26 protein-coding genes, 1 tRNA gene and 2 rRNA genes are annotated in these 26,445 nt (G+C 46.1%); 12 read left to right on the plus strand and 17 right to left on the minus strand.

Features of this window, described 5'->3' with window-relative positions; translation table 11 throughout:
• From rrf (KO537_RS10860) to rrf (KO537_RS10870), 3 genes are all read left to right on the plus strand, one after another.
• Positions 1-109, plus strand: a 5S ribosomal RNA gene (gene rrf, locus KO537_RS10860); the annotation flags it as partial.
• Between the two features lie 38 nt (positions 110-147).
• Positions 148-223 (plus strand) — tRNA-Thr (locus KO537_RS10865).
• 37 nt (positions 224-260) lie between these two features.
• Positions 261-376: ribosomal RNA gene (gene rrf, locus KO537_RS10870) — 5S ribosomal RNA — on the plus strand.
• Between the two features lie 237 nt (positions 377-613).
• Here rrf (KO537_RS10870) and hemB read toward each other — a convergent pair.
• The 12 genes from hemB to rraA form a co-directional block, all read right to left on the minus strand.
• Complete coding sequence (gene hemB / locus KO537_RS10875; protein ID WP_105251204.1) at positions 614-1,621, minus strand: porphobilinogen synthase; 1,008 nt, start codon at positions 1,619-1,621, stop codon at positions 614-616.
• Positions 1,622-1,630: 9 nt separating this feature from the next.
• Positions 1,631-3,517, minus strand: coding sequence for a diguanylate cyclase (locus KO537_RS10880; RefSeq protein WP_173247338.1), 1,887 nt, complete (start codon positions 3,515-3,517; stop codon positions 1,631-1,633).
• Positions 3,510-4,313: a TatD family hydrolase gene (locus tag KO537_RS10885; RefSeq protein ID WP_173247335.1), complete on the minus strand. Its 804-nt coding sequence runs from the start codon at positions 4,311-4,313 to the stop codon at positions 3,510-3,512. Before KO537_RS10885 ends, KO537_RS10880 begins: the two co-directional genes overlap by 8 nt.
• Positions 4,313-4,834 (minus strand): hypothetical protein, encoded by a 522-nt coding sequence (locus KO537_RS10890; protein ID WP_219234468.1) that lies wholly within the window; start codon positions 4,832-4,834, stop codon positions 4,313-4,315. Before KO537_RS10890 ends, KO537_RS10885 begins: the two co-directional genes overlap by 1 nt.
• Positions 4,835-4,879: 45 nt before the next feature.
• Positions 4,880-5,632, minus strand: a complete 753-nt coding sequence (gene tatC / locus KO537_RS10895) for a twin-arginine translocase subunit TatC (RefSeq protein WP_113940134.1) — start codon at positions 5,630-5,632, stop codon at positions 4,880-4,882.
• A gap of 3 nt (positions 5,633-5,635) precedes the next feature.
• Positions 5,636-6,124 (minus strand): Sec-independent protein translocase protein TatB, encoded by a 489-nt coding sequence (gene tatB / locus KO537_RS10900; RefSeq protein ID WP_173247326.1) that lies wholly within the window; start codon positions 6,122-6,124, stop codon positions 5,636-5,638.
• Positions 6,125-6,130: 6 nt separating this feature from the next.
• Positions 6,131-6,370: a Sec-independent protein translocase subunit TatA gene (tatA, locus tag KO537_RS10905; protein ID WP_006083329.1), complete on the minus strand. Its 240-nt coding sequence runs from the start codon at positions 6,368-6,370 to the stop codon at positions 6,131-6,133.
• 59 nt (positions 6,371-6,429) lie between these two features.
• On the minus strand, positions 6,430-8,079 hold the full coding sequence (gene ubiB / locus KO537_RS10910; protein WP_219234469.1) for a ubiquinone biosynthesis regulatory protein kinase UbiB: 1,650 nt from the start codon (positions 8,077-8,079) through the stop codon (positions 6,430-6,432).
• Positions 8,076-8,696, minus strand: a complete 621-nt coding sequence (locus KO537_RS10915; RefSeq protein ID WP_105251212.1) for an SCP2 sterol-binding domain-containing protein — start codon at positions 8,694-8,696, stop codon at positions 8,076-8,078. The genes ubiB and KO537_RS10915 overlap by 4 nt, the downstream gene beginning before the upstream one ends.
• Positions 8,696-9,451 (minus strand): bifunctional demethylmenaquinone methyltransferase/2-methoxy-6-polyprenyl-1,4-benzoquinol methylase UbiE, encoded by a 756-nt coding sequence (gene ubiE / locus KO537_RS10920; protein ID WP_006083326.1) that lies wholly within the window; start codon positions 9,449-9,451, stop codon positions 8,696-8,698. The genes KO537_RS10915 and ubiE overlap by 1 nt, the downstream gene beginning before the upstream one ends.
• 245 nt (positions 9,452-9,696) lie before the next feature.
• On the minus strand, positions 9,697-10,761 hold the full coding sequence (locus tag KO537_RS10925; RefSeq protein ID WP_173247313.1) for a formimidoylglutamase: 1,065 nt from the start codon (positions 10,759-10,761) through the stop codon (positions 9,697-9,699).
• Between the two features lie 129 nt (positions 10,762-10,890).
• Positions 10,891-11,376 (minus strand): ribonuclease E activity regulator RraA, encoded by a 486-nt coding sequence (gene rraA, locus KO537_RS10930; protein ID WP_105251214.1) that lies wholly within the window; start codon positions 11,374-11,376, stop codon positions 10,891-10,893.
• Positions 11,377-11,700: 324 nt separating this feature from the next.
• Here rraA and KO537_RS10935 point away from each other — a divergent pair, with 324 nt between their 5' ends.
• From KO537_RS10935 to KO537_RS10955, 5 genes are all read left to right on the plus strand, one after another.
• Entirely contained in the window at positions 11,701-11,949 is a 249-nt protein-coding gene (locus KO537_RS10935) for a YgjV family protein (RefSeq protein WP_113940145.1), read from the plus strand.
• Between the two features lie 414 nt (positions 11,950-12,363).
• Entirely contained in the window at positions 12,364-12,876 is a 513-nt protein-coding gene (locus KO537_RS10940) for a phosphatase PAP2 family protein (RefSeq protein WP_105251216.1), read from the plus strand.
• A 70-nt stretch (positions 12,877-12,946) separates the two neighbouring features.
• Complete coding sequence (locus KO537_RS10945) at positions 12,947-13,987, plus strand: MJ1255/VC2487 family glycosyltransferase (protein WP_173247308.1); 1,041 nt, start codon at positions 12,947-12,949, stop codon at positions 13,985-13,987.
• A gap of 141 nt (positions 13,988-14,128) precedes the next feature.
• Positions 14,129-15,589 carry a thioesterase gene (locus tag KO537_RS10950; RefSeq protein WP_219234470.1) on the plus strand — a complete coding sequence of 487 codons (1,461 nt, stop codon included), beginning with the start codon at positions 14,129-14,131 and terminating at the stop codon, positions 15,587-15,589.
• A gap of 96 nt (positions 15,590-15,685) precedes the next feature.
• Positions 15,686-15,910 carry a DUF6500 family protein gene (locus KO537_RS10955; RefSeq protein WP_219234471.1) on the plus strand — a complete coding sequence of 75 codons (225 nt, stop codon included), beginning with the start codon at positions 15,686-15,688 and terminating at the stop codon, positions 15,908-15,910.
• 12 nt (positions 15,911-15,922) lie between these two features.
• Here KO537_RS10955 and KO537_RS10960 read toward each other — a convergent pair whose 3' ends face one another.
• The 4 genes from KO537_RS10960 to KO537_RS10975 all read right to left on the minus strand — a co-directional run bounded on the left by KO537_RS10960 (position 15,923) and on the right by KO537_RS10975 (position 20,844).
• Positions 15,923-16,537 (minus strand): DedA family protein, encoded by a 615-nt coding sequence (locus tag KO537_RS10960; protein ID WP_219234472.1) that lies wholly within the window; start codon positions 16,535-16,537, stop codon positions 15,923-15,925.
• Between the two features lie 210 nt (positions 16,538-16,747).
• Positions 16,748-17,668 (minus strand): manganese-dependent inorganic pyrophosphatase, encoded by a 921-nt coding sequence (locus tag KO537_RS10965; RefSeq protein ID WP_212600488.1) that lies wholly within the window; start codon positions 17,666-17,668, stop codon positions 16,748-16,750.
• Positions 17,669-17,811: 143 nt separating this feature from the next.
• Positions 17,812-18,273, minus strand: coding sequence for a YhcH/YjgK/YiaL family protein (locus KO537_RS10970; RefSeq protein ID WP_105251222.1), 462 nt, complete (start codon positions 18,271-18,273; stop codon positions 17,812-17,814).
• 177 nt (positions 18,274-18,450) lie between these two features.
• Complete coding sequence (locus KO537_RS10975) at positions 18,451-20,844, minus strand: TonB-dependent receptor (protein ID WP_219234473.1); 2,394 nt, start codon at positions 20,842-20,844, stop codon at positions 18,451-18,453.
• Between the two features lie 347 nt (positions 20,845-21,191).
• Here KO537_RS10975 and KO537_RS10980 point away from each other — a divergent pair, with 347 nt between their 5' ends.
• From KO537_RS10980 to KO537_RS10995, 4 genes are all read left to right on the plus strand, one after another.
• Positions 21,192-22,241, plus strand: a complete 1,050-nt coding sequence (locus tag KO537_RS10980) for an alpha/beta hydrolase (protein ID WP_173247286.1) — start codon at positions 21,192-21,194, stop codon at positions 22,239-22,241.
• 197 nt (positions 22,242-22,438) lie between these two features.
• Positions 22,439-23,014: an LON peptidase substrate-binding domain-containing protein gene (locus tag KO537_RS10985; protein ID WP_105251225.1), complete on the plus strand. Its 576-nt coding sequence runs from the start codon at positions 22,439-22,441 to the stop codon at positions 23,012-23,014.
• A gap of 53 nt (positions 23,015-23,067) precedes the next feature.
• The gene (locus KO537_RS10990) at positions 23,068-23,985 is read left to right on the plus strand and encodes a pseudouridine synthase (RefSeq protein WP_219234474.1); all 918 of its coding nucleotides are present in this window, start codon (positions 23,068-23,070) and stop codon (positions 23,983-23,985) included.
• A 147-nt stretch (positions 23,986-24,132) separates the two neighbouring features.
• Positions 24,133-24,525, plus strand: coding sequence for a hypothetical protein (locus KO537_RS10995; RefSeq protein ID WP_219234475.1), 393 nt, complete (start codon positions 24,133-24,135; stop codon positions 24,523-24,525).
• Between the two features lie 4 nt (positions 24,526-24,529).
• Here the strand turns inward: KO537_RS10995 and KO537_RS11000 are convergent, their stop codons facing one another.
• Positions 24,530-26,380: an alkaline phosphatase D family protein gene (locus tag KO537_RS11000; RefSeq protein WP_219234542.1), complete on the minus strand. Its 1,851-nt coding sequence runs from the start codon at positions 26,378-26,380 to the stop codon at positions 24,530-24,532.
• Positions 26,381-26,445 lie beyond the last annotated feature (65 nt).

Genomic DNA, 26,445 nt, shown 5'->3' on the forward strand with positions numbered 1-26,445 from the left:
ACAATAGCCTTGTGGAACCACCTGATCCCATCCCGAACTCAGAAGTGAAACGCAAACGCGCCGATGGTAGTGTGGGGTCTCCCCATGTGAGAGTAGGTCATCGCCAAGCGCATAATTTAAATAATCTTAATTGATTAGTATAGAATTGCTGATATGGCTCAGTCGGTAGAGCGCATCCTTGGTAAGGATGAGGTCCCCAGTTCGATTCTGGGTATCAGCACCATTACAATCTAGTGTTTAATCCTAGAATAAAGAATTTGCTTGGTGACAATAGCCTTGTGGAACCACCTGATCCCATCCCGAACTCAGAAGTGAAACGCAAACGCGCCAATGGTAGTGTGGGGTCTCCCCATGTGAGAGTAGGTCATCGCCAAGCGCCTAATTATCTCATTGAGATGTAACGAAGCCAGCTGAATAAGCTGGCTTTTTTGCTTTTGTAATCTGTAACATTATTTGCACTAATAGCAATGCTGCCGACTGTAAGTATTGCTATTAGCTTTGTTGGCGAGTCTTCCCTTCAATACACAAGCTTTGCTTCCAGATTTTTCACTATTAATCGATAAAAAAAGCAGCCAGAAGGCTGCTTTGAGGTGGTACTTTCGCATTAGGTTGCTTAAGCTTCTTTAAGCCACTGGGCAGCACGTTTAGCAAAGTAAGTTAAAATACCGTCTGCGCCTGCGCGTTTAAAGCAGAGTAGGGACTCCATGACGATGGCCTTTTCGGCTAACCATCCATTCTGGATTGCTGCCATATGCATGGCGTATTCACCACTGACTTGATAGGCGAATGTTGGCACTGCAAGTTCAGTTTTAACGCGATGCACTATATCTAAATACGGCATACCTGGCTTAACCATCACCATATCGGCTCCTTCTTGGATATCGAGTGCGACTTCATGCAAAGCTTCGTCACTGTTCGCTGGATCCATTTGATAGCTATGCTTATTGCCACCTTTGAGGTTACCCGCTGAGCCTACGGCATCACGGAATGGACCGTAGTAGTTTGAAGAGTATTTTGCCGAGTAAGCCATGATTTGGGTGTTGACGTGCCCTGCCGCTTCTAATGCTTGGCGAATCGCGCCAATACGGCCATCCATCATGTCCGATGGTGCAATGATGTCAGCTCCAGCATCGGCGTGTGACAGTGCTTGCTTCACTAAAATCTCGGTGGTGATATCGTTAAGGATATAACCCGTTTCGTCTATGATGCCGTCTTGACCGTGAGTGGTGAAAGGATCTAGTGCCACGTCAGTCATGATGCCTAGCTGTGGAAAGGCTTTTTTGAGCTCGCGCACTGCACGTTGCACTAGGGCATCTGCGTTATAGGCTTCTTCTGCCATTAATGTTTTTTTCTCTGCAGGTGTCACAGGGAAAAGTGCGATTAATGGGATACCTAACTCAACCAGTTCTTCAGCTTCTTTCAGTAGCAAGTCTATCGAGTAGCGTTCAACACCGGGCATAGAGGCTATTTTTTCACTGCGATTAGTGCCTTCTAGAATAAACATTGGGTAAATCAAGTCATTGACCGTTAGATGATTTTCGGCCATGAGGCGACGGCTAAAATCATGTTTACGCATGCGGCGCATTCTACGCTGAGGGAAGGCACTGGTAATGATATTCACATTTGACTCCTAATTAGGTACTGGTCTTGCTTGATCCGACAAATACAAGCTGACTTGATTACGCCCACCGTTTTTTGCTTGGTAGAGGGCTTTATCTGCTTGTTCTAGTAATTTAGTACTGTGTTGATCGTGGGTCACTATATCGGCACTGACTCCGATACTGATAGTCAAAGGTATCGCTTCACCTTCCCATTCAAAATGAATAGAGGCAACAGCGTCTCTTATTGTTTCAGCAACTTGGAGTGCACCTTCTGCAGTTGTATTAGGAAGGATGATAGCAAATTCCTCCCCCCCAAAACGTGACACTAGATCCGTTGGCCGTTTTAAATGCTGCTGTAATGTTTGAGCTATTGTACGTAATGCTTGATCGCCTGCAAGATGACCGAATCTGTCGTTGATCAGCTTGAAGCGATCAATATCAAGCATTAACAGTGCTATGGGTGTTTCTTGCCTGCGACTGATCCGGCTTTCAGCGATTAAACGTTTATCAAAGGCACTGCGGTTTTTGACCCCAGTTAAACTGTCGATAGTGCTTTGTTCGGTGAGCTTTTGATTCACCTCATGCAATTCTCTGAGGGTGATTTCCAGTTCTAAAGTACGCTCTTGCACCATTTGTTCGAGTTTCTCATTGCTCTCGGCTTCCGCTTTTAGGGCTTCTTCCCGCGCACTACGAATTTTCTGTGCTTGCTTTAAGGCTTCTTGCTGGATACGTAGTTTAGCTTTGCGCTCATCGTTATAGCGGATGGCGAGCACCAGAGACATAAAGATGATTTCAAATGTCAGGCCGAGCATGACAGGGGTTTGCGGTTTTAAATTGAGGTCAATCACGCTGAGATATAGCAAGCTACTGATGCAAGCGCCTGTCAGCATACTCACCCAGCCAATAGTGTACATACGTGCCAGTTTATGGCCATTGATAGCCTGAGTAATGGCAAAGACCATGAGGACCAAGCTGAGTACAGCAACTGAAATGATCTCAATATATAACGCTGTACCATATTGGATGAAAGGTGTGGCGAGTCCAACACAGAGGATATACACAGCACTATAGCGACAAGTGAGTAACATACGGCGGTTTAAATATTTGAGCTGTAATATTTTTTCAGTAAACATTAACGCAAATGCCATAACGATTGGCAGTAAAAACGGCACCATAACTTGCTGTAATAGCGGCCAGTCTGGCCAGAGGAATCGGAAGGCAAAACCGTTAATCGTGGCAACGAGTAAGGTCATGCTAAGTACATAGCCAGAGTAATAGCTGTAGCTGAATGAGCCCGATGCTATGGCGATAAAAAGACTAAAAATGCCGATTGCGGCAAGTACACCAAGTTGGAATCCATGCTCAACGGCGGTAGATTCGGCAATTTGAGCTAAGTCATTAGAAGACCATAGGTTTAATGGTACTGCAGCACTACCTTCAGTTTGAATATGCAGATAGAAAGTATGGGAGTCATCTGTGTTGATCTTGAAAGGATATAGGAAAATATTGCTCAAGAATGGTCGATCCTCATAGGGGAATATATCACCCATCAGAACAGTATTCATGAGTTTATTATTGACTAAATGGTAGATAGTTACCTTGTCTAACAAAGGGTTATCTAGCGCTAAAATGCGCGAAAGTGTTTCGTCAGGGCTGGTTAAGCTGAAACTGAGCCAAAAATCATGGCCGCTGAGTTTTTGAATGTCTTTATTGGTAAAGTTATGCCAATCAGTTTTTGGCAAAGCTTGTATTTCGGCCAGTTCTTTTGCTGGTGTAGGGTGGCTGACCATTAACCAAGGCGTAAGGTTTAAAGGCGTCGTGGTTGACTCGTCAATGCTTAATAGGGTTGCCAAGGCCTGTGTTGGGCATATCCATAGCCACAGCAAGAGTATGAGTGGCATGTTTTTGTTAAGCATGGACTCGATCCAAATTAAAAAACGCTAAGCTATTTTGGTAGCAACGTTTTGCAAACTCATCCGCATTTTCTCCGCGTAGGTTTGCAATATAATTTGCGATATAAGGAAGGTATTCGGGCTTGTTTTTGCTCGATTTAGGTTTGGGCCGCATACTACGGGGGAGTAGGTAAGGGCTATCTGTCTCGATTAAAATGCGATTCTGCGGAATAAAGGGAACGAGTTGCGCTAGTTCTTGGCCGCGTCTTTCATCGCAGACCCAACCTGTTATGCCTAAGTGTAAATCTAGGTCAATATAGGCTTCCATCTGTGCGTGAGTGCCTGTGAAACAATGTAAAAGCGCACCATTAAGATGGGGGCGATATTCACGCAGGATTGCGATAAAGTCTTCGTGGGCATCGCGTTCGTGCATAAGTACGGGCATTTGAAGTTCAATCGCCAATTCCAGTTGCGCGATAAAAGCTTGGCGCTGGATAGGTCTCGGGGAGAAATCACGATTGTAGTCTAAACCACATTCGCCAACGGCAACCACTTGCGGTGCGTGACAGAGTTCAGCTTGTCGAGCGTTTGAGCCATCATGCCAACCACTGGCATGGTGGGGATGCACACCAGCAGTGCAGTAAAGTTGGTTAGGATATTGCTCGCAGACAGCAATGGCTGCCGCACTTTCAGTTAAATCGCTGCCAATAACAATTAACGGCGAAACCCCTTGGTCCGCCGCCGCTTGTATTATCGATACAGTATCTTGTTCGAGTGCGCTGCCAAGTAAATTGACAGCGATATCTATGTATGAGGGCATTATTTTAGGCGTTTTACCCGAACCTTGGCATTGCGATCATCGGTACCCATTAAAAAAGAACCTAAAGCGGCTTTTTCAATATAGACAGTTTCACCTTGCTTAACATTGTACTTACGGCCATCAGTTTGTTTCCATACCTGACCGTTAGTGAAAGTCACTTTAATGTCTCCGTAGGCATCTTCAGCTATAGATTGAATCTCTAAATAAATCTTATCGACAGTATTTTCTTGAACACGCTTGGCTTCCATCCCAAAGTCATCGGCAATTTTTGCCGCTGGTGCTTGGGGGGCGGTTGCCACTATCGCTGCTGCAGTCGTAGGGACTGCAACTGTTGCTACTGTAGTCGGTATCACTTGAGTGCTAATGGTGCCAGCTTTTACGCTTTCTGCTAGCTTGTCATAGCAAATCAAGCGGTCGAGTTTATCGGCGGTTGTTGCACATTGGGTTAACTGTTGTTCAATGCTGGCATTTGCTTGGACAGATACAAGCATGATCGCTGCCGTGATAAGAGTTAAGCGCATGAGAATGTTCCTTATTATATTATTCCCCTAACGCCTTCGAGGACGTTAGTCGTTTGTTTGTTCAGTATCTTCGTCTGACTCGTCATCTGGTTTGCTGTAGAAACGAGCCGCTAATAAACCGCCTTCGAACAATAACAGCATTGGTACAGCAAGCATAGTCTGGGAAATCACATCCGGTGGGGTTAACAGCATGCCGACGACAAAGGCGCCCACTATGATGTAAGGACGTTTTTGCTTGAGATCTTCAGGTGTAGTGACACCTGACCAACAGAGTAAAACAACGGCAATGGGGATTTCAAAGGATAGACCAAAGGCAAAGAATAGCTTCAGAATAAAGTTAAGGTAACTGGTAATGTCTGTCGCAACTTGAACTCCCTCTGGCGCATTGTTAGCAAAAAAACCAAAAACAACAGGGAATACAAGATAATAAGCAAATGCAATGCCGAGATAAAACAATAAGGTACTGCTGAATAGCAGTGGCATCACTAGGCGTTTTTCATGTTTATATAAACCCGGTGCCACGAAGGACCAAATTTGAAATAACACGTAGGGCACTGCCACAAAAAATGATAAAACGAGGGTTAGCTTGAAAGGTGCAAAAAATGGTGCAGCGACATCCGTCGCAATCATGCTGCCACCAAGAGGTAAAGACTGCATTAAAGGTATTGCCATGTAGTGGTAGATATCATTTGCCCAGTACACACTACAAATGAACACTAATAACACACTGGCAATGGATTTTAGCAGCTTGGACCTAAGTTCAAGCAAATGGCTGATAAGTGGCTGCTGTTGCGACATGAATTATCCGTTGGCTTTCGGGTTAGAACTGGTATCCACGCCCTGAGATGGCTCACTTGAAGCAGCGGGAGAGGCCGATGTTGGACTCGCCTCTGCAGTGGCTGTTGGATTAGTTTGGCTAGCTTGAACTGGATTCACTTGAGCAGGTGTGTGAATTTGATTCTCAGGCGCAGGGGTGTCTTTTGATGGATCCTGAACCTGATAAGGGCGGTTCACTGACTGTGCCGCTTGCTTTAGTTGCTCAATAGACTCTTTGAGTTCAGGTGAGAGGTTAGATAAACCTTTGCTCTCTGCTTTTTTAAGATCGGCATGCAACTGCTCGATCTTCAGCTCCTGCTCAAGTTCTTCTTTTACCGAGTTCGCCATGCGTTTCATCGCACGGATCCAACTCGTTACCGAACGCACCGCAACCGGTAGACGTTCGGGGCCAAGAACCACTAGCCCCAAAACACCGATCAGCAGCAGCTCCATAAAGCCGATACCGTCAAACATAAAGAGTTACGCCTGTTCTTTGTTAGACTCAGGTTTCTTTTCAGTCGCCTGTTGAGTTGTTTGCGCTGTTTTAGCCGCTTCGGTGTCTTCTAATGCCTTCTTGTCTTCTTCTGAAGACATGGCGTTTTTGAAGCCTTTAACCGCACCACCTAAATCACCACCCAAAGAGCGTAATTTCTTAGTTCCAAACAACAAGACAACGATTAACGCAACGATAAGCAGTTGCCAAATACTAATACCACCCATGAAGGTATCCTCTTAATTGATATCGGTTCTATTATGAACCTCTGATTAATTAGTGCTAGCTAAAATTTGCGATTCTTTGGCCTAGATCGCCATCCTACAAACCACAATATCATGCCTGAAATTAGACAAACATAAGGGGTCCATAGTGTAGCGTCTCTATTAATCAATAACGTGCCACAGATCAATAAAACGGCAGAAGTGATAAGCAAGTAGTTACTCTTGTGTGCCTGCTGCTGATATTTCAAATACTTATCTAGCATTTGTTGCTGAGAACTCAGCAATTTCCTGCCTAACTTAAGATTATCGTAAATTAGTTCAGGGAATTCAGGTAGTTTATCAGCCCAATATGGCAGTTTTGTGGATACCTTTTTAAACATAGCTTTAGGACCGACTTGGTCGGCCATCCACTGCTCTAAAAAGGGTTTGGCGGTTTGCCATAAATCCAACTGCGGATACAGCTGACGGCCTAAGCCTTCGATGTAGAGTAAGGTTTTTTCCAACAATACCAATTGCGGTTGCACCACAATATCGAAGTGGCGCGCAGTGCGGAATAATTCCAGCAACACATGACCAAAGGAGATCTCGTCGAGCGGCTTGTTGAACATAGGTTCACACACCACTTTGATCGCCTGTTCAAAAGCTTGTAGATCGGTTTTTTCCGATACCCAGCCAGACTCAATATAGAGTTGGGCGATTCTGTGATAATCGCGATTAAAGAAGGCGAGGAAATTCTCGGCGAGATAGCGCTTATCGACTTCGCTGAGTGTGCCCATGATGCCGCAGTCGAGCCCAATGTAGTATGGGTTCTCAGGATGATCGCGGGAAATAAAGATATTGCCCGGATGCATGTCGGCGTGGAAAAAGTTATCGCGGAATACTTGGGTAAAAAATAGTTCAACACCGCGCTCAGCCAATAACTTAAAGTTGGTGCCTTGCGCTTTAAGGGCGGCAATATCCGAGACAGAAATACCGTAAATACGTTCCATCACCATCAGGCGTGGATAGCAAAACTCTTCATACACATAAGGCACATAGAGCGCATCTGAGTTGAGGAAGTTATTGCGTAGCTTGACTGCGTTTAAGGCTTCGAGCTTAAGGTTTAACTCGCCTAAAATGGTCACGCGGTAATCTTCGATCACTTCAGCAGGGCGCAGGCGGTTACCTTCACCGAGGAGGTATTCAATCAGTTTGGCAGTTTGCGACATCAACTGCAGATCGGCTTGAATCTTGGCTTCTACATTCGGGCGTAGCACCTTAAGTACGACGTCTTTACCGTTAGATTTGAGGGTCGCGGTATGCACCTGAGAAATAGAGGCTGAGGCCAGTGGTATTTCATTAAAGTCATCAAATAGGGATTCAATCGGCGCTTTTAGCTCAGCTTCAATCGCTTGGCGGGCAAGTGCACCATCAAAGGGCGGCACTTTGTCCTGTAGCATGGCCAATTCGCTGGCCCATTCATCGCTGAGTAAATCGCGGCGGGTTGAGAGCATTTGCCCAAGCTTGATATAAACGGGGCCGAGTTCCTGCATCGCCAGTTTTAAGCGTTCGCCACCGAGCTTATTTTTATGCTTATTGCGGATCCAGAATAGGCTGTTACGGGCGAGCTTAAAGTACCAAGGTGTCATCTTTGGCGGCAATACGTCATCTAACCCGTACTGTAGTAAGGTCTTGATGACGTGGTAACCGCGGCGGATACTGGCAAAGGTCATGGCTTAATTTGGTCTCTTAATTGGGCAATCCGTTGTTCAATCGCGCGAGTGTCGGCAACTAAATCATCCATTTGATCGCGAAAGTGCATTAACTCAATTGGGTGCGGTGCGAGGCGATACTCTTCAACTGCGAGTTGCCCTAAGTGGGAGCGGGTTTTACGCAACACTTCGAGTGCAAAGTCTTTTGCCAGATGGCTAGAACAGATGAGTTTGTGAGTAGGACCATCACCTAAATAACGGGATATTGGCTCGGCAAAGTCAAATTCGATACCGCGTAGATATTGGCTAAAGCTTTGTAATAAATTGAGATCGCCCTCAAGCTTGAGTTTATCTTGCTTGATTAGTTCAGTTAGGTTGGCGCCTTCGGACACGCGGTAAAGCGTCGTCGCATCGGCATGTAGACTGACATCGACATCGCCTTCATAGCGGCTCAGTACTTGGATCTCTTTGGCAAACACTAAATAGAATGGCCAGCTGAGCTGTGATAATTGGATACGAAACACTTTGCCATGCAACTGGCGCTGGCGCGAATAATCGTCGCCCGCTTGGGCCTGAAGTTTTTTCAGACCCGTTTCAATTGCGGCGCAGGCAAGCAGCACAACTTCTTGCGGCATCATTAGAATTTATAACCACGGTGCAATGCGACAATGCCGTCGGTCATGTTGGTGTAGTCGACTTGTTCAAAGCCTGCATCAACCATCATTTGTTTTAATGTGTCTTGATCTGGGTGCATGCGGATCGATTCAGCCAGATACTCGTAGCTGTCGGCATCTTTAGTGATGAGTTCACCCATCTTAGGTAAGACTTTGAAGCTATATAAATCATACACTTTACGCATAATTTCATGCTGAGGCTTAGAGAACTCTAGCACTAATAACTTGCCACCGGGCTTAAGCACGCGATTCATTGAACGCAGCGCCGCATCTTTATCGGTCACGTTACGCAGACCAAAGGCGATGGTAATAATGTCGAAGTGGTTATCGGGAAACGGCAGTGCTTCGGCGTTGGCTTGCACATAACTGACATTGTTGACTATGCCCTTGTCGCGCAACTTAGTGCGCCCGACTTTTAACATGGAATCGTTAATGTCAGCTAAAACCACTTCACCTTTATCGCCCACTAAGTGAGAGAATTTTGCAGTTAAGTCGCCTGTACCGCCGGCCAAATCGAGCACTTTCATGCCAGGGCGGGCGCCAGAGACTTCAATGGTGTAACGTTTCCAAAAACGGTGAATGCCGAAGGACATCACATCGTTCATTATGTCGTACTTAGCGGCAACAGAATGAAACACGCCGGCAACGAGTTCAGCCTTTTTATCGGCCTCTACGGTTTTGTAACCAAAGTGGGTACTTTTAGATTCGCCCTCAGACATCAATGTGTTCCTATTGTTTTGCAATGTATTAGTTGCGAGTGTAAGCCATCGCCTGCATTTGCTGAATCTTTGATCTATCACTCTGTGATCGAGCTAGTAAACTAACTGCAATGCCTTAGCTTGAGGCACTCCTGAACAGTCGTAGGATTAAGTGCTTAGCGACCACGTAAAATGGACAGGCATTAGACCACAATATCAGGATTTGGTGAATAGCTTAGCGCCCAGTTGGGTGCAACTGGTGATATTCATTGTGCCAAAAATTGCATGCGAGCCTGCACATAAGCGTAGATAAGCTCGCTTAGGCTTTGGCCAATATCCCTGAATCCGGCTTCAATCCCAGCTTCGTGGCAACTTGGCGCAGCCTCGGCTAAATGCAAATAAGCGCATGGGCAGTGGCGGGCGATATAGCTGACATAATGCGCCGCATCGAGCAATGGCACACCTGCAGCGGTTGAAGCGCTACTGGGCATTTTAGCGATAGCATCGACGTCAAGTTCTAATCCTACGGGTAAACCTGTGTCATTAAGTTTGGCGGCGATTTCAAGTAAAGCTTGGCTAAGGCTGATTTCACGGCGCACCCAAATTTGTTGCAAGCTATGCCAAGTGCCACCAAATTCGCTGAGTTGGCTTAGGTTGGCTTCGCTGTTTTTTAACTCGTGTAAACCCAGTACATGGTAGCAACCTAAGGCGCCGCGATCGGCTGCATAACTAAAACCATTACCGCTGTGACGGCCTTCAAGCAAACGAAAATCCGAGTGAGGATCGAGATTCACCGCGGCGACTTGGCGCTGATAGTGGCTGTAGGTTGCCATCAACAAACCATAGGCATTGTTGTGGCCGCCGCCGATGAGTATGGGTTCTAAACCCGCCTTTAAAATCGCACTGACGATGCGGATCACGCGCTCATCGAGTTGCTCCACCGCATCACGTAATTCATCTAGGGTGACGTTAGTGTTATCTGTTGTATTGCTCGTAGTTTGTTGCTGCAGATCGGCGGTATTCACTTGGCCTAACACTAGGCATTCGGCGCCAGAAAGAAAACGATTCGATTGTAAATTGAGCCATTGGCGCATACTGGTTGTGAACGCATCGGTTGCACCGCCGCGGCCTAAATTGGCACGTGGGCCTATATCTTCGCCAACGCCGATAATGGCAAAGCATGCACCGTGAGCTTTTGCAGTCGCGAGTATGGTCTCTAACGTGTGTTCGTGATTGGCCAGGTGGACGCATTGGCCTAGCTTAGTTTCGCCCGTTCTTGTGCTGACGAGTGAGGCGATATCGGTATGGGTAAAAGGAATAAATTCAGGCATAGATTGATATTCTTATTCGGCCAGAGTCGAGCTATTGTGGCCAGAGTGGGGCGAGGATTCAATGGGGAAACGCTGAAAATAGTGAATAAAAAAGCCAGCTTAGCTGGCTTTCTTGACTGAACAGTGAGATTACTCAATGTCGAGTGGTTCAGGTGATAAAATCACGCCTGTGTTATCAGCATAAATGTGATCGCCGGGTAAGAAAGTCACCCCGCCAAAATTGACTGGAATTTCCACTTCGCCCACTGAATTGCCATCAGCACCCACTGGAATAGAGGCAAGGGCTTGAATACCAATGTCTAATTCTTCCAATGCATCCACATCGCGTACAGAACCGTAAACGATAATGCCTTCCCAGTTGTTGCTGACCGCAAGTTCTGCGATAGCGCCATCGATCAGCGCACGGCGTAATGAGCCACCGCCATCAATGAGTAAGACTTTACCTTGGCCATCCTCTTGTAGGACTTCGGTAATTAGGCCGTTGTCTTCAAAGCACTTGATGGTGCTAATAGAACCGCCAAAAGAGCTACAACCACCGTAGTTACTGAACATGGGCTCGACTACATCTACGACATCTAAGTACATGTCACATAGTTCTGAGGTGTTGTATTCCATATTTACACTCCTATTGATCCGCGTTGCGTACAGTTTAGCGAGTTTACGCCAGTATAAAAGGGATTATTGAAAAGAAAAGTGTTATCAATCACGGTATTGTTGCCACTTGGCTGTTAACACATCTGTAGTAAATTTTCGTCACACTATAGAATTTATTCGGTAAAACTTGATATTGGTCATTAAATAACGGTTTTTTATTACAACTCTGTTGCGCACTTTGGTATTATATCCCAAGTTTAAATTAACTTACTTAACTTAATTTGCTTTAGGGGCATGGACCCCCCGTTACGCTTATGGACGGTAGAGGGCCTTCGAGAGGTGCCTATGGAAGCTGTAAATACGATTGAAATTATTGGTTATTTTGCCTCTATAATGGTGGCGATCTCTCTAATGATGAAGAATATCATTTGGTTGCGATGGTTGAATTTTGTAGGATGCACTCTGTTTGTGGTTTATGGGGTGTTTATTTCTGCTTGGCCTGTGGCCGGCATGAATGCGTTTGTTGCTTGTATTAATATTTACCATTTGACAAAAATTTACCGTGCTAAGGCAAATACTCCCGCCGCAGCCTAAGTTTTATTGGATTGTGTTGCTCTTGAGATTAACGTTTAGAGCAACACAATATCCTGTCTCAGTCCTATCGCTATTTCTAAATAAATCCCTTAGCCCCTGCATAACGTCCCTAGAATCCTTCTAGATCAAAACCTCAGCCATGCTTCTTGTCATAAAACCTTCGAGCAGATGTCACTTAGCCGTCACAGGTCTTTCTTAGTCTCAAGCTATCTAATAGTGCTTTAGCTAATGTGGTTTAGGTTTAACTATTAGCAAACAGTAAATTAGCCGTGAGCAGTCAATAACGAATTCAATCGTGAATAGAGCCTTGGTGAGTCGGTTGGTTTCAGACTAAGCACTCTAAGCGTCGTCGAGAGAATGCACAGATTAACATCGCAGTAAAACTCGCTGGTATGCCAGCAAGGAGCCTGTTTTATGTTGAGTTACGTTGCAGACTTAGATAAGCGAATGTTTTGCCATATCGTGAGCTTCACCCAGCACCATGGTTTATATGCCCATGCAAAGCGGGTGTCAGCGAGTGGCGATGGGCATGTGTATTTATATTTGTCCGTGGGTTTGATGCTGACGCACGCTCAAGGACAGGCTCTATTTAATTTGATGTTAGCGAGTTTTTTGGTTGAGTTACCTCTGTATTTACTATTGAAAAATAGTATTCGTCGCACACGGCCATGCCATGCATTAGTGGGATTTGAGAGTGGTTTTGAACCATCGGATCGCTTCAGCTTACCGTCTGGTCATACAGCTGCGGCCTTTGTGATGGCAACGAGCGTGGCGCAAATCTATCCAGCGGCGGCTCCTGTGGCGTATTTATGGGCTTTTAGCATAGGGGGCTCACGTATTGCACTTGGCGTGCATTATCCCTTAGATATTCTGGCGGGAGCCTCATTGGGGATTGGGTCGGTATTGCTGGTTCATCCAGTGATTTAATTCAAATATGCGCCTGTTAATCATTTCATTAGTGGGAATTCTCCTTCACTCATCAGTTTAAGGATACGTAATGCGAATACTCTACGGAGTTCAAGGCACAGGGAATGGCCACTTAAGTCGTGCACGCGTCATGGCTAAAGCATTGATGAAACAAGATATTGAAGTGGACTTTCTATTTTCGGGGCGCAAGCCTGATCAGTTTTTCGATATGGAGTGCTTTGGCGATTATCGCGTTCAAGCGGGAATGACGTTTGCGACGTGCTCTGGGCGCGTTAATGTGCCACAAACAGTCCGGCAAAATTTGTCCTTGTCGTTATTTAAAGATATTAAAGCATTAGATCTCAGTTGCTACGATTTAGTACTCAACGACTTTGAACCTGTCTCTGCTTGGGCTGCGCGGCGCCAAGGCGTGCCATCTATTGGGATTAGCCATCAGGCGGCGTTAACTCATCCGGTGCCAAAACTCGGTAGCACTTGGTTTAATGAGATGCTGCTCAATTATTTTGCTCCAGTGGATGTGGCGCTGGGGTGTCATTGGCATCATTTTGGCTTCCCTATTTTGCCGCCTTTTGTCGAAGTGGATGCCAGCCCATTCGAACACACGCATCAGATTTTAGTTTATTTGCCTTTTGAAGATGCGGATATGATTGCTCACTTTCTGTCTCACTTTACTGATTATCAGTTTTTGGTATATCACAGCCAACAACCTAAAGGCCAAGTTGCTGAACATATTAAATGGCACGGTTTTAATCGTGAGGGGTTTAAGCAACATCTTGCCAGCTGCGGCGGTGTGATAGGCAATGCGGGCTTTGAGCTTGCCAGCGAAGCATTAACCTTAGGTAAAAAACTCTTAGTCAAACCACTGATTGGCCAGTTTGAGCAGTTATCGAATGTGGCGGCGTTACAACTTTTAGCGGCTGCAGATAGCATGATGAGTCTCGATGTGAACATAGTTAAGCGCTGGCTTAAAACGGCATCGCCTAATCCAATTGCATATCCAAAGGTGGGGGATACCCTCGTTAAATGGATTAACGGCGGCGACTGGCACAATAGTCAGCCGTTGTGCCAAGAGTTATGGAGCCAAGTCACGCTTCCCGATACTTGGCGTTAAACAGTATTGCTGTTCAGATGAAAAGCAACTTAGGCACTAGCTGGCTTAATGGCGTTAGCGTATAATTTCGTCAATTTTGCTGTTAGTCCCTTTCAGCACGTCTATTTTGGCCTAGCCTGGCCGTTAATTATGTTGTTATAAATGAGCCTGAAAAAGTTTACTCAGTACAAGTTACTGTTTTTAATGTTGTTATTACTTTGTGTCCTACTTCCTTTTATTCCAGATCAGGCTTACCACATCCCCGGCCCTGATATCGCTAAGCAAAATTTTCATGTGATTGAGTTTAATGATAAAGGTCAGCCCCACGACGAAAGGCAATGGCAAGGTTTAGAGACGCGAATTTTACATCCAGAGCCTGCACAGATCCCTGAATTATTGATTTTTGTCCATGGCTGGCATCATAGCGCTGAGCCTAAGGATGAAAACTTTATTGCCTTTGAGCAGTTTTATCAGCAAATGGCCGCGTCCGATACCCAGCGCAACTTGTTGGGTTTGTATATTGGCTGGCGGGGCGATAAATACGATCCTCTTTGGATCGATGGCTCAGATGATGCAAAAAGTTGGATTGAACCCTTAGATTTTCCCACTATTTTACAGCGTAAACGGGTTGCTAAACGTATCGGGCAGTTAGGTCTATCACAGCTGCTGGATAAGCTTGATAGCTTAGTAACACAGCATAAACTGCTGCGGTACACTGTGATTGGCCATAGTCTTGGCGGTGCTGTTGTTTTGCATGCGAGTAAAGATCGCATCAAAGCCGCCATTGATAATCAGCAGGATAATCCTAATTTATTCTTACTGTTAAATCCTGCCGTACCTGCTAAAGAGTATCAGCCATTAGATACGTTGGTGAGCTTAGATAGACAAAAACCGAGTATGGTGGTGTTGCAATCGAAGGGGGATTTTGCAGTGAAAGAAGCCTTCAATTACATCAAGGACGGCGAGCGCGCTGTCGGGAACTCTTGGGCGATTACTCACGATATTGACAAATGCTCTGGTGGCAATTGCACTACACCAATGAAGATGCCTTCGGCCTTGATGGCGCACGATCAAATCCCTGGCTGTATGATGACGCTGCCTCAATCAGGCTGGAAAATTCGTGCTCGCCTGCAGGCTCGTCGTACCGTGCAAACCTGCCCCGATGCCAATATGCAAGCCGTATGGGTACTGGCCGTGTCTGACGAAATCGTCTCTGGGCACAATGGCATTCTCACTCCAGAGCATGGTAAAGCCTTGTCTGAGGTGATGCGTATGATTGATTTATATCGAAATCAATTACCTAAACATGCGGTGGAAAGCCCTGCGAACCAAGATCTCGGCACCTTAGCGCCAGAGTCAGAAGCTGCAACATCTACCGAAGGTGAAACGCCTGTGCCACAAGAGCCAGTGATTATTGTCGAGCCTTTACCTGAAGAGCAGAGTTCACCGACACCTAAGGTTAATGCACCATTGCAGGAGCCAAACGTATCACAGGAACAAGATAAGCCTGCTGCGACTGAGGCGTCACCCGCGCCAATTAAAGCGCCGGAATCAAAGCCTGAGGCTAAGCCAAATGACGGCGCAGAGTCTCAACCTAAGGTTGAGACTGAAGGCATAAAGTGATCGGTAGCTGTATGGAGTAAGTGATAGGCGATACATCTAGTGTTGTATGTCATTGAAAATAGGTAATAAGCTGGTGAATAAACTTTATGAGTCAATATGAGAGCTGAGTTAAGAGCAAAAGTCATCACTGTTTGTCATAAAAAAATTGAGACTAAAGGCGATAATGTCGGCCTCTCATTTTACGCTTTCTTTGCGAACAAAAATGATGATCCAGAGTTGCTTATGGAAGCGGCGACTTGGTGGATTCAAACTCATCGCTTAGACCATTTTGTTAAGGCTCATAAGGTGATAGAGATAATCCAAAAGGAATCGGAAGAATAGATCCTAAATCGCTTACTGCGGATTTTTGGTTTGCCACCTGCGCCAAGTAAAAGTGATTAGCGCAGCGAGTATTAGGCTGACCATAGCCCATGTGGGGTATTTATGCTGGTGGTAAAACGCCAGCATGGGAGCGATTTCATCGCGGATTAACACTGGGCCTAATCCAAAGAGTGCCACCCAAATGCTGGTGGCGAGAGCATTACCAATCACAAATTGTTTTAATGGCATTTTAGCGAGACCGCAGCCGATAAACATAAACTGTTTTAATCCCTCAACAAAACGACTCAACACTAAAGCGGCAATGCCATATTGACCAATAACGCCATGGATTTTGTCTTCCAATTGCGGTTTTATCCAGCCCTTCTTAAGCAACACATCACCAAAGCGCCAACCGATGAAATATCCCAAACTGTTACCGCATAGTGCAGCGCAAGCAGCGACGATTAACACTAGTGGCAGTGACATTTTCCCTGTAGCGGCTAATAAACTGGCGACAATTAATAAGGATTGTCCTGGCGCCGGAATGCCAAAACCCTCGACAGCAATCGCGACAAATAGCAGAACATAACCATATTGCTGCAGCCAAGGCGTGAGTTCGGTGATGATATGTTGTAGCGCTTCTGGCATAGATGAAAGTGATCAAATCAGTGTGACGATTGGCCCATCATACTCGCCAACTTCTCTGGCTGGATAGATTTATGAGCAAAGTTTCATGCCAGTTTTAGTTAGTGGCGGTGAATAGGCGTAACGCAGGGGGGCAGTTTTTACCTGAAATATAAAAAAGGCCGAACTCAGTTCGGCCTTAATACCTGTACTACAGTCGTGACGATAAAGCGACTAGGCGAATGCTGCTTGTAGCTGTGGTACTACTTGTTTCTTACGGCTTAATACGCCGTCTAACCACACTTTGCCATCAACGGTATCTTTACCGTAGGCACGTTGGGTCAGCTCCGCATCGTCAGACACAATCAACAACTCTGAACCTTCTTTCATGATGTCAGTCAGCAGCAATAAAACGCTGTGGCGGTTACCTTCCACTTTGAGCGCTTTGATATCGGCTTCTAGCTCGGCCTTGATATCGTCAAATACTGACAGGTCGATCACTTCTAACTGGCCGATACCGACCAAGTTACCGTTCATGTTGAAGTCTTTAAAGTCTCGCATTACTAAGTCACGTGCTGGCGTGCCTTGGACGGCGGATTTCACTTTGAACATTTCCATGCCCAGTTCTTTGAAATCTTCAACGCCGGCGATCTCAGCTAATGCTTCAACGCAGCGAATGTCTGCAGTGGTACAAGTCGGTGATTTGAAAATCACGGTATCGCTCAAAATGGCGCACATCATGATGCCAGCGATATTTTTAGGGATAGCGACTTGGTAAAAGTCGAACATCATCTTGATCACTGTGTTGCTACAACCTACTGGGCGGATCCAGCATTCTAACGGGGTATCTGTGGTGAGATCGCCTAACTTGTGGTGATCAACAATCCCGACGATAGTCGCTTGGGCGATATCATCCGGTGCTTGAGTCAGTTCTGAATGGTCAACGATATACACTTGCTCGCCAGCGTAGCTGGTTTTGTATTCCGGTGCTTCGAAGCCGAAACGTTCCAAAATAAAAGCAGTTTCGGGTGACAATTCACCTAAACGTGCGGCAATGGCTTCTTCACCGATTTGGTTTTTTAAATAGGCTAACGCGATAGCACCGCAGATTGAATCTGAATCTGGGATCTTGTGACCGACAACGTAAATGGGCATTTCAGGGACTCTCCTTTAAATTTGTGACAATTTTAGCAATATTTGGCTTTAATCGGAAATAGCCAAAGCGCATATCACTGCGCTCTTCAGTTGCTATTTCTCTAAAAATCGAACGCTCAGGTTCGGCAAAGATGGCTTAAGGTTTAGATCTTCACTTTTATCACGACTTTACGCACCGCCGTGGCGATATCGCCTGTGCCGGGCATATGCATGTCACCGGGGAAAAATAACGCAAACATGCCTGCTTTGAGTTTGATATAAGAGGCATTGGCTTGGTTTGCCTCGTAATCAAACTCGGCGTAATCGTGTTTTTCAAAATAGGGTTTCGAGGGTGTTTGCTCCGCTAGTGGCAAGTAACCAAACTCTTCTTCACCGCTGAAAACATATTGCACATCGATATATTTTTGATGAACTTCAAAGGGTTCTGTCGACTTATGTTTGGTTTGATAGTCATTCACTATCACAAAAATATTGTCGCCATCGAGGGGATAATTGCCTACGGGTAGCTGACTAAAGTCGGTCGTCGCTAGATGTTCTAATGCAGTCGCAAGCCGAGGGCTTAAGGATTGATAAATATGGCGGTTTTTTAAGGTATCGACGATCATCGGCTACTCGACATGGTGGAAGTGAAATGGGCGAATGGTAAAGATTATAATCCGATCACCACAGTTAGGACATAAGCTTTGTCGATTGGAAGCAGGTCTAAACATGTCGGCATAAAAAACAGGCCATTGAATGACCTGTTTCTACATCAAGTATTATTAAACTTAGCTAAAACGGGTTTAGTAAGTGTATTTGGCTTCTAAAAAGTAGTAACCACCATTAAAGCCAAAGGGGGTATTGGTTAATGGGTATACAAAGATACCATTGAAATTATTGTTATCAGGTCGTTTTTCTGGATACACATCAAACAAATTTTGCACCCCAGCCGTAAAGCTTAGCGCATTGGTGGCAGCGTATCTTACCGACAGATCCATCACCCACTGATCGCTATAGTTCACATCGCCCGTTGAATAACCTTCACTATAGTCACCAAAGTAGTTTAAGCGAACATTGGTTTTAAAGTCCCCTAACTCATGGGTTAGCCCAATACTGCCCGTGTTATGCGGCGTAGCAGACGTCATGCGGGTTCTTTCTATACTATCAAAGAGTTTCTTGTCTAATCCGCCTAAAATAGACGGTAGATTGATGTCTTGGATCTCGGTTTTATTATAGGCATAGGCTAAGTTCGCCCGTAAATCGCCCCAAGTGCCAATATCAAAGTCTTGGCTAACAACAAGATCGACCCCGCGAGTTCGGCTATCGACGGCATTGACGAAGAAGCGTGCTGAATCAGCATTGGTACCTGCTAGTGCGGTCGCAACCGCGGGGCTATCAGCGGGTCTTAGAGCGCCAGATAAAATGATGCGGTCATCAATCTCTATTTGGTAAGTGTCGAGCGTTACCGCGAGGCCAGCGTTATTGGTATAAACAAGACCGAGACTAAATGATTGCGATATTTCAGGTTCTAGCTCGTTAATCCCAAGTGCCTTTGTTACTGGTGATAAGGTGTTGAAAGTACCTGATTCAATAGGAACCAGTTGCCCCGTCACTGGATCGGGATTAAATAACGTCGAGATATTGCTGAAGTACAGCTGTTGTACGCTCGGCGCTCTAAAGCCTGTATTGATAGTGCCACGCAGGGCTAAGTTGTCGGTAAAATCGTAACGACCCGCGAGTTTCCAGCTCGTGTTGCCGCCAAAGTCAGAGTAGTTTTCGTAGCGTAGCGCTGCCGCCCAGTAAAACTCGTTGGTTAATTGGTTTTCAAGTTCGGCATAAATGCCTGTGTTATCGCGCGTTTCATCAACCTCAGACTCAGGGGTAAAACCGGTGAAGCCTTGGCTACCCGCCGCTTTGCCATTATAGCCACCATTGATATACGAATCTTCTTCTCCGGCTTCAATTTCATAGCCGTTTTGGCGCCATGAAACACCAGTCGCAAACAGAATTTCAGAATCGTTTATAAAGGCAAAATAACGGGAAATATCCAAATTGATATTGGCTTCACGGGTCGATAACGTTCCTGCGTCGAACTCGGTAGGAGTTTCAGGACCTAAGGAAGCATTTAAGGTATTGACGATATTATAGTTAAATGAATTTTTACCATATCCTACTGAGGCATCAATGTCCCAGTCACTCAGGTTGAATTCATACCCTAGGGTAAGAGATGAATCGATTATTTTGGGGTTAATTTGCGGTAAAAAACCGTCGGGATACACTTCGGGTAAGTTACGGGCATCGAGAGCTAAACGGTAAAAAGCACCCGATTTAGTTTCACGTTGGCTAATACCACCAAAGGCATACAGTTTTCCGTCGGTAGATATAGGCTGAACCGCATTGATAAACAAACCGACATTATCATATTCGGCATCACCAACGTGGTGGCTCTTACGGTTAAATGTCGCTTCGCGCGGATCTGCTGAGCCATCTGCTAACTTAGGGTATTGCTGCCGTGGATCTAACCCTGCGCGGTTTGTGCTGTCTTTGTGATGCGCTTCGAGGGCTACATTCACAAAGCCATCGTTACTTAAACTTATGCCGTGGTTTACACCCACACGCCATTGCTCGCCATCACCTATGTAGGTTTGTCCGGCTTGCGCCGAGACGCTTCCCCCTTGATCGCTGTCCTTGAGTACCACGTTAATTACGCCAGCAATCGCATCTGAACCGTATTGTGCCGAGGCTCCATCTCGGAGAATTTCAATGCGTTTTATCGCTGTCATTGGAATCGCATTTAAATCGACGTTAGAGGAGCCTTTTCCCATAGTGCCGCTTAAATGTACTAGAGCAGAACCATGGCGACGCTTGCCATTTACGAGTACTAAGGTGTGGTCTGGCGACAGACCGCGTAAGCTCGCGGGGCGCACCGCATCTGAACCGTCAGTCACCGAGGAGAATGGAAAGCTATAGCTTGGCGCCGCAAATTGCAGCGCTTTAGCTGTTTCGGTCATACCTGTTGATTCGAGTTGTTCGGCAGTAATGATATCGACCGGGGCAACACTGTCAGTTGCCGTACGAAGTGCTATGCGTGAGCCTATGATCTCGATTTTTTCGAAGCCGGTTTGTTGCTCTTCGGCTTGGACTGCTGGAATAACCAGTGTGGATGACACTGCCAATGCGATAACGGCTAGACGCATAAAAACCTCTCAATGATGTTTGTAACCTAATATTCGAACTTAGGTGTGCAGATAAAATAACAATCTGATGCCGAGAAGGTTATCATTGTAACAATTGTTACATTTAGACGTAAATGTGCTAACTCAGAGCCTAGTGTTCTAAATAATATTTAAAATGCAGTTGAATATATTGATGAAAACCTCACTATCGACCTGCGTGCTTTTGAGGCTTCGTACGGCACAATACACGTTGTCGCATGCACATTGCGGCTGAGTTAACTCGATGATATGAATTGTTTATTGACGTATACCTTCGTGGTTTACTATTTTATTTTGCTCTAATGGCATTGGTTTTAAGGTACATAGAATTGTCAGCGTTACGATTTCTCGCGGGAGCAACGGCATTTAAGACCTTGGCAGAACAAGGCCTTAAATCTGAGCATTTTACCCAGCTACTTGCCGCCTCTGGTGGACCTAAATGGCTTGGTATCGCTGGGTTAGATAAGTATCTGTTTTCTGAGTTTTTCAAAGACAGACAAACACCGCTTTATACACTCGGCGCTTCTTCAGGGGCGTGGCGTTTAGCGTGTTTGGCGCAGCAAGATCCCCTCGCAGCCTATGGCCGCTTAGAGGATTTTTATATTGGTCAGCGTTACGACACAACCCCGCAGGAAGTCAGTGCACAAGTTAAAGGCGTAGTGCAGGGGATTTTAGGCGTCAGTGGTGGTAGTGAGATCGTTAATAACGCTCATATTCACAGTCATTTCGTCGTGTGCCGTGCTAAACATTTAAATCGTTTAACGGCAAAGCTTCCGCTTGCGGCGGGGCTGGCGATGACGGCGGCGACCAACTTAGTGAGCCGTCGGAGTTTAGGTTGGCATTTTGAGCGTGTGGTCTTTAGCCAACAAGCTGCAGCATCTCCCTTTTTGCAACTCAACGATTTACCCAGTCAGCAGGTTGAATTAACTGAGGCTAATGTCGATGCTGTGATGTTAGCTACGGGGTCGATTCCTTTATTGCTGGCCCCTGTGTCCCAAATTGAAGGTGTTGCCGATGGGCAGTATTACGATGGCGGCATTACTGACTATCACTTTGATTTGCCTTTATCCTGTGCCAAGGGGCTGACGCTGTATCCGCATTTTTATCCGACTATCAGCCCAGGATGGTTCGATAAATCCTTGAAGTGGCGCCAAGGTCGCGCTAATTATCACAATGCGCTAGTGTTGGCGCCATCGGCCGAATTTGTCGCTTCATTGCCCTTTGGCAAAATCCCCGACCGTGAAGATTTTAAGCAACTGGACACGGCGCAGCGGATGCAATATTGGCGTACGTCTGTGGCTTTGAGTGAACGTCTTGCTGAGGAGTTTGCCTCGGTTGTTGCGAGGGGAAATGTGCTGGATCGGCTAGAACACTTTTAGGTTGAAGTGATTTGGTCTCGAAAGCTGGGTTTGACATGACGTGGTTGAAATGTCTTGATTCAAAATAGCGGGGTCGCAAATTTCTTTGTGCGCTCAGCGGCTTCAGGAAGGAAATTCTTTCACCTGCTACACTCTACAATAATAGGAAATACGAATGCATTGAGTTCGTTTCCTTCTATTTGGGGCAGGAGGTTGCTATGCAAACACGAGAAATGGCGTTACTCATGCGCGATGCCTTGTTACTGCCACAGGGACGGGTGGAGGTTCGTGTGGTTGACCCCGGTCATCTGCGCATGGTGGCCGATGTATTCAAGGGAAAGTATGTGCTCGCCTTTGCCACCATTAGACCCAGTGGTAGTCCGCCCTGTTATCCCACTGCCACCCAATGTGACATTATCGATTTTAATCAGCTAGAAGATGATTCACTCAGCATAGTGCTCGAAGGGCGTCAACGCGTCAGCATCCTCTCAGCGGCACAGGCCAAAGATAAGCTGTGGATGGCGCGTACTTTACCTTGCCGTAACTGGCAAGAAGAGCCGATTAAAGGTGAATTTGAGTTGATAAGCGCCGCATTAGAGCAATTTTATGAAGTGAATCCCGATCTGTTTGAGCTCTATTCTCAAGTGCATTTGGAAGACGCCGCTTGGGTGAGCCAACGCTGGCTCGAGGTTTTGCCTATGTATAACAAAGATAAATTAGTGTTAGTGAATCAGCCAGATTGCCATAAAACCTTGGACTTCGTGCTGCAACTCATCAAGTCCCATGTGGACTGAAAAACCACAAAAAGGCTAGAATAGCGGCTTTCTATAGCCGCTTTTTTTGTGATATGACTGCATCTGCCCGCGCCGCCCAACCTTCTTACATAGTGCTTCCTGTGAATGTCACAGATAAACCCACAGTGTTTGCCTTTCTCGCACAACATTTTGCCCGTATAGGTGAAGATGTATGGCGTCAGCGGATCCTCGATGGAAAAGTGCATTGGCGGGATGGCAGTTTGATCGCATTGGACACTGAATATCGCCCTGCGGCGCGGGTGTATTACTACCGTGAAGTGCCGGTGGAAGCGAAAATCCCCTTCGAAGAACAGATCCTATTCCAAGATGACAACGTTATTTTGGCCTACAAGCCTCACTTTTTGCCTGTGACGCCAAGCGGCAACTATGTGAACGAATGTCTGGTGCATAGACTAAGATTGCGAACTGGCATTGATACTATCGCGCCCGCTCATAGGCTTGATCGTGAAACCGCTGGAGTGATCCTGATGACTGTCGCGCCTGAAACCCGCGCGCTCTATCATCAACTATTTATCGACGATGCGATTCGTAAAGACTATCAAGCGATTGCCAAGTTGACTCCTGAGATTATTGAACAATATCAACAGGGCTGCTTAACTTTGCCATTGCACTGGACGGTAACAAACCGTATGCAGCCGAGCGACCCGAGTTTTACCATGAAAATCGTGGAAGGCGAGGCAAATACCCATTCCGAAATCAGTTTAGTGGCCATAAAAGGCGATGTCGGTTTATTTCATTTGAGCCCGATTACCGGTAAAACCCACCAACTTCGTGTGCATATGCAAAGCTTAGGTATGCCATTGTTAAACGACAGATTTTATCCAAGCTTATTACCCAAAGGACCGGATAAATTTGAGGCACCCCTAAAATTGATGGCGCAGCGGTTACGTTTTATTGACCCAGTGAGCGGGATGCACCACGACATGCAATGTCAAGGTTTTGAGTTTTAGTCAGCGGAAAGCATTATTTCCAGTCTGTTTAAAGGAAATAATTGGGTGCAATTGTGTGCTTGGCCCTGTGATGGTATGAATACAATCTGCAGTATCTGAGTCTCTGCCATAGGGAGCCATATTACGATTGTTTAAAGGAAGTCCATTATGACCAAATCTGCGATCTTCTCTATCTTGCTTTGCGCTGCAGTATTAGTGGGAGCCATGTATTTTGGTGACTGGACTAAGCAGCCTTATCTGAATGACATTGCCGCCGAGATCCGTAAGGCGAGTGCGGTGATTGAACCGAAGAAACCAAGTTCGTCTGGCACATCGACAGCAGAAGCCGATGCCGAGCGGGATCAAAGCCCTAAGATCATTTGGGATCAAATGGCGCATGAAAAACCGTCGAATAAGCCGCAGCCAGAAGCACTGATTTTCAATCAGGCTCAGCCAAAACCTGCCAAAACCGATGAGGCGCTATCCAAAAATACGCCTTTGATGGATTCTGGTTCTGGTGCCACTCAGCCTGAAACGGTTAAACATAATAAACCCGTTTAATCTGTTATTCCTGTTTGGGTGGTTCGAACAGGGTTTCGCTCATATCGCCATGTAAAACCGCAATTTTTGTTGGTGCACCATCATCAGCTAATTCCAACATACCTATTCCGCTTTTATTCACTAGACGTTTACTCGGCTCACCATTTGGTCGCCTGCCGCGCAGCAACATACGTTTACGTTTTGTCAGCAAGTTAAGTGGTGAAAAGTGGCCATAAAACCAGCCATTGAGTTTATCGAAAATCGGTAACAGCTTCTCAGGGAAGTGATTTTTAATACCGCTGCAGGTGATTTGGTAGATGTTAGGACTACTGCGTCTAAAACGAATACTGATGTCGTAACTAAAGGAGTAATGCACATCGCCGGAGAGGATCACAAACTCCTCTGGGGTTTTACGGTGCATAAAAATACTCAGTAGTGCATTGGCGGCGCCCGGGTGGGCCATCCAGTTTTCGGCGTCTACTAACAGGGAACCGCCGATCAGAGTGGCTGTACGCTGCACAGCTTCAATCAACTTGACCCCAAACATGGGGGCAGGAGAGACGATAATGACCTTCGACTGGCCGAGTAACTCTTGCTGCAAATCCATTAACGCCTCCCAATCCATCAAGCCGGAAGGTTTTGCGAGATTAGATTCACTGCGCCAGCGGCGGGTACGGGTGTCGAGCACGACCAGTTTGGGCGAGGACTCTAAGGTGTAATGCCACTGCTCAAATTTAAGTAATTCGTCGATGAGCAGATCCTGACTTTCGCTTTCTTGTCGCGCAAAAAACGCATCGAGCAGCGGGCGGATATCGGCGGCAAATTTATCAGGCGCGTTGCCAAGTCCTTGGAATAAGGTGTAGCCGATTAAGGCATTACCAATGATGCGTTTCGAAAATGCGTGTTCGTAGGCCGCTTGTTCCCATTTAGCCGTCAGGTTCCAATCATCGGTGACGTCGTGGTCATCAAACATCATATAAACGGGAATGTGCGCCATAAAGCGCCTGACTTGCCCCAACCCAGCTTTAAAGCCAAGCAAGTGTTGCCACTCATTTTGCCAGCGGGCGGTATTGGCGGGTGATAAGCCATCGACATCCTTTGAGATATTCACTAATTCCCACAGTTCAGGTGACCAAGTGAGTAAATACAGGGCGATGATTTCATTTAGGCTGACCAAATGATTTACGGCGATGGAGGAGGTAAAAATGGGGTGATTGCGATACCAACGCCACAGCGCGGTTTTGGCCGGATATTGGGTATGAGGCAACAGGTTTTTATGCCGTTGATACAAATATGCGGGCTGATAATGAATGTCTTCACTAGTGGTGATGCTCGCGCCTTCAAATTGCTCATGTTTAAGACTAAGCAAATCGATGACTTGCCCTATGGCGCTTAACATAGGTCCTGCAACATCATCAATATAGACCTGATCACCACTCATTATGATAAGTGCAGGGCGATCATCCTCCGCACCCCTGTTGATTATCTTGGCTAAATGGGTATCTGCGGCGACCAGTGCATCGTCACTGTGGTGATGCGGATTGCGGCAGGAACCGTGGAAGACTTGGGTTAATTCAGGGGTGAAACGTACACTTGGCGTCGACGCATCGCCGTAGTTTAGCTGGCTTATCGTGGCAAAAATATCACCATGTTGAGCGGTAGACACTTGGTAAGGTGTGACGATATTGGGTGCGAGCAACTCTGGGCGCGACAGTATTATTAGATATTGATGGGCATGTTGCCCAAGTGGCACATAGTGTAAATCGGTATCCTGCAATAGGTACTCTTGCTCACCAAGACGCAGCTTAAGTTCAGTTAATGGCTCACGACTTACAAACCACAGGGTAAAGTGTGAGGCATCGCAGTGGCGCAGCATGGGGCCAGCTAATATCAGAGGAAGTGTCGTACTCAAATTCTGCCTATGGGTATTTGGGTTAATCT

The sequence above is a fragment of the Shewanella sp. NKUCC01_JLK genome (genome assembly GCF_019345615.1).
Classification (GTDB): Bacteria; Pseudomonadota; Gammaproteobacteria; order Enterobacterales; family Shewanellaceae; genus Shewanella; species Shewanella oncorhynchi.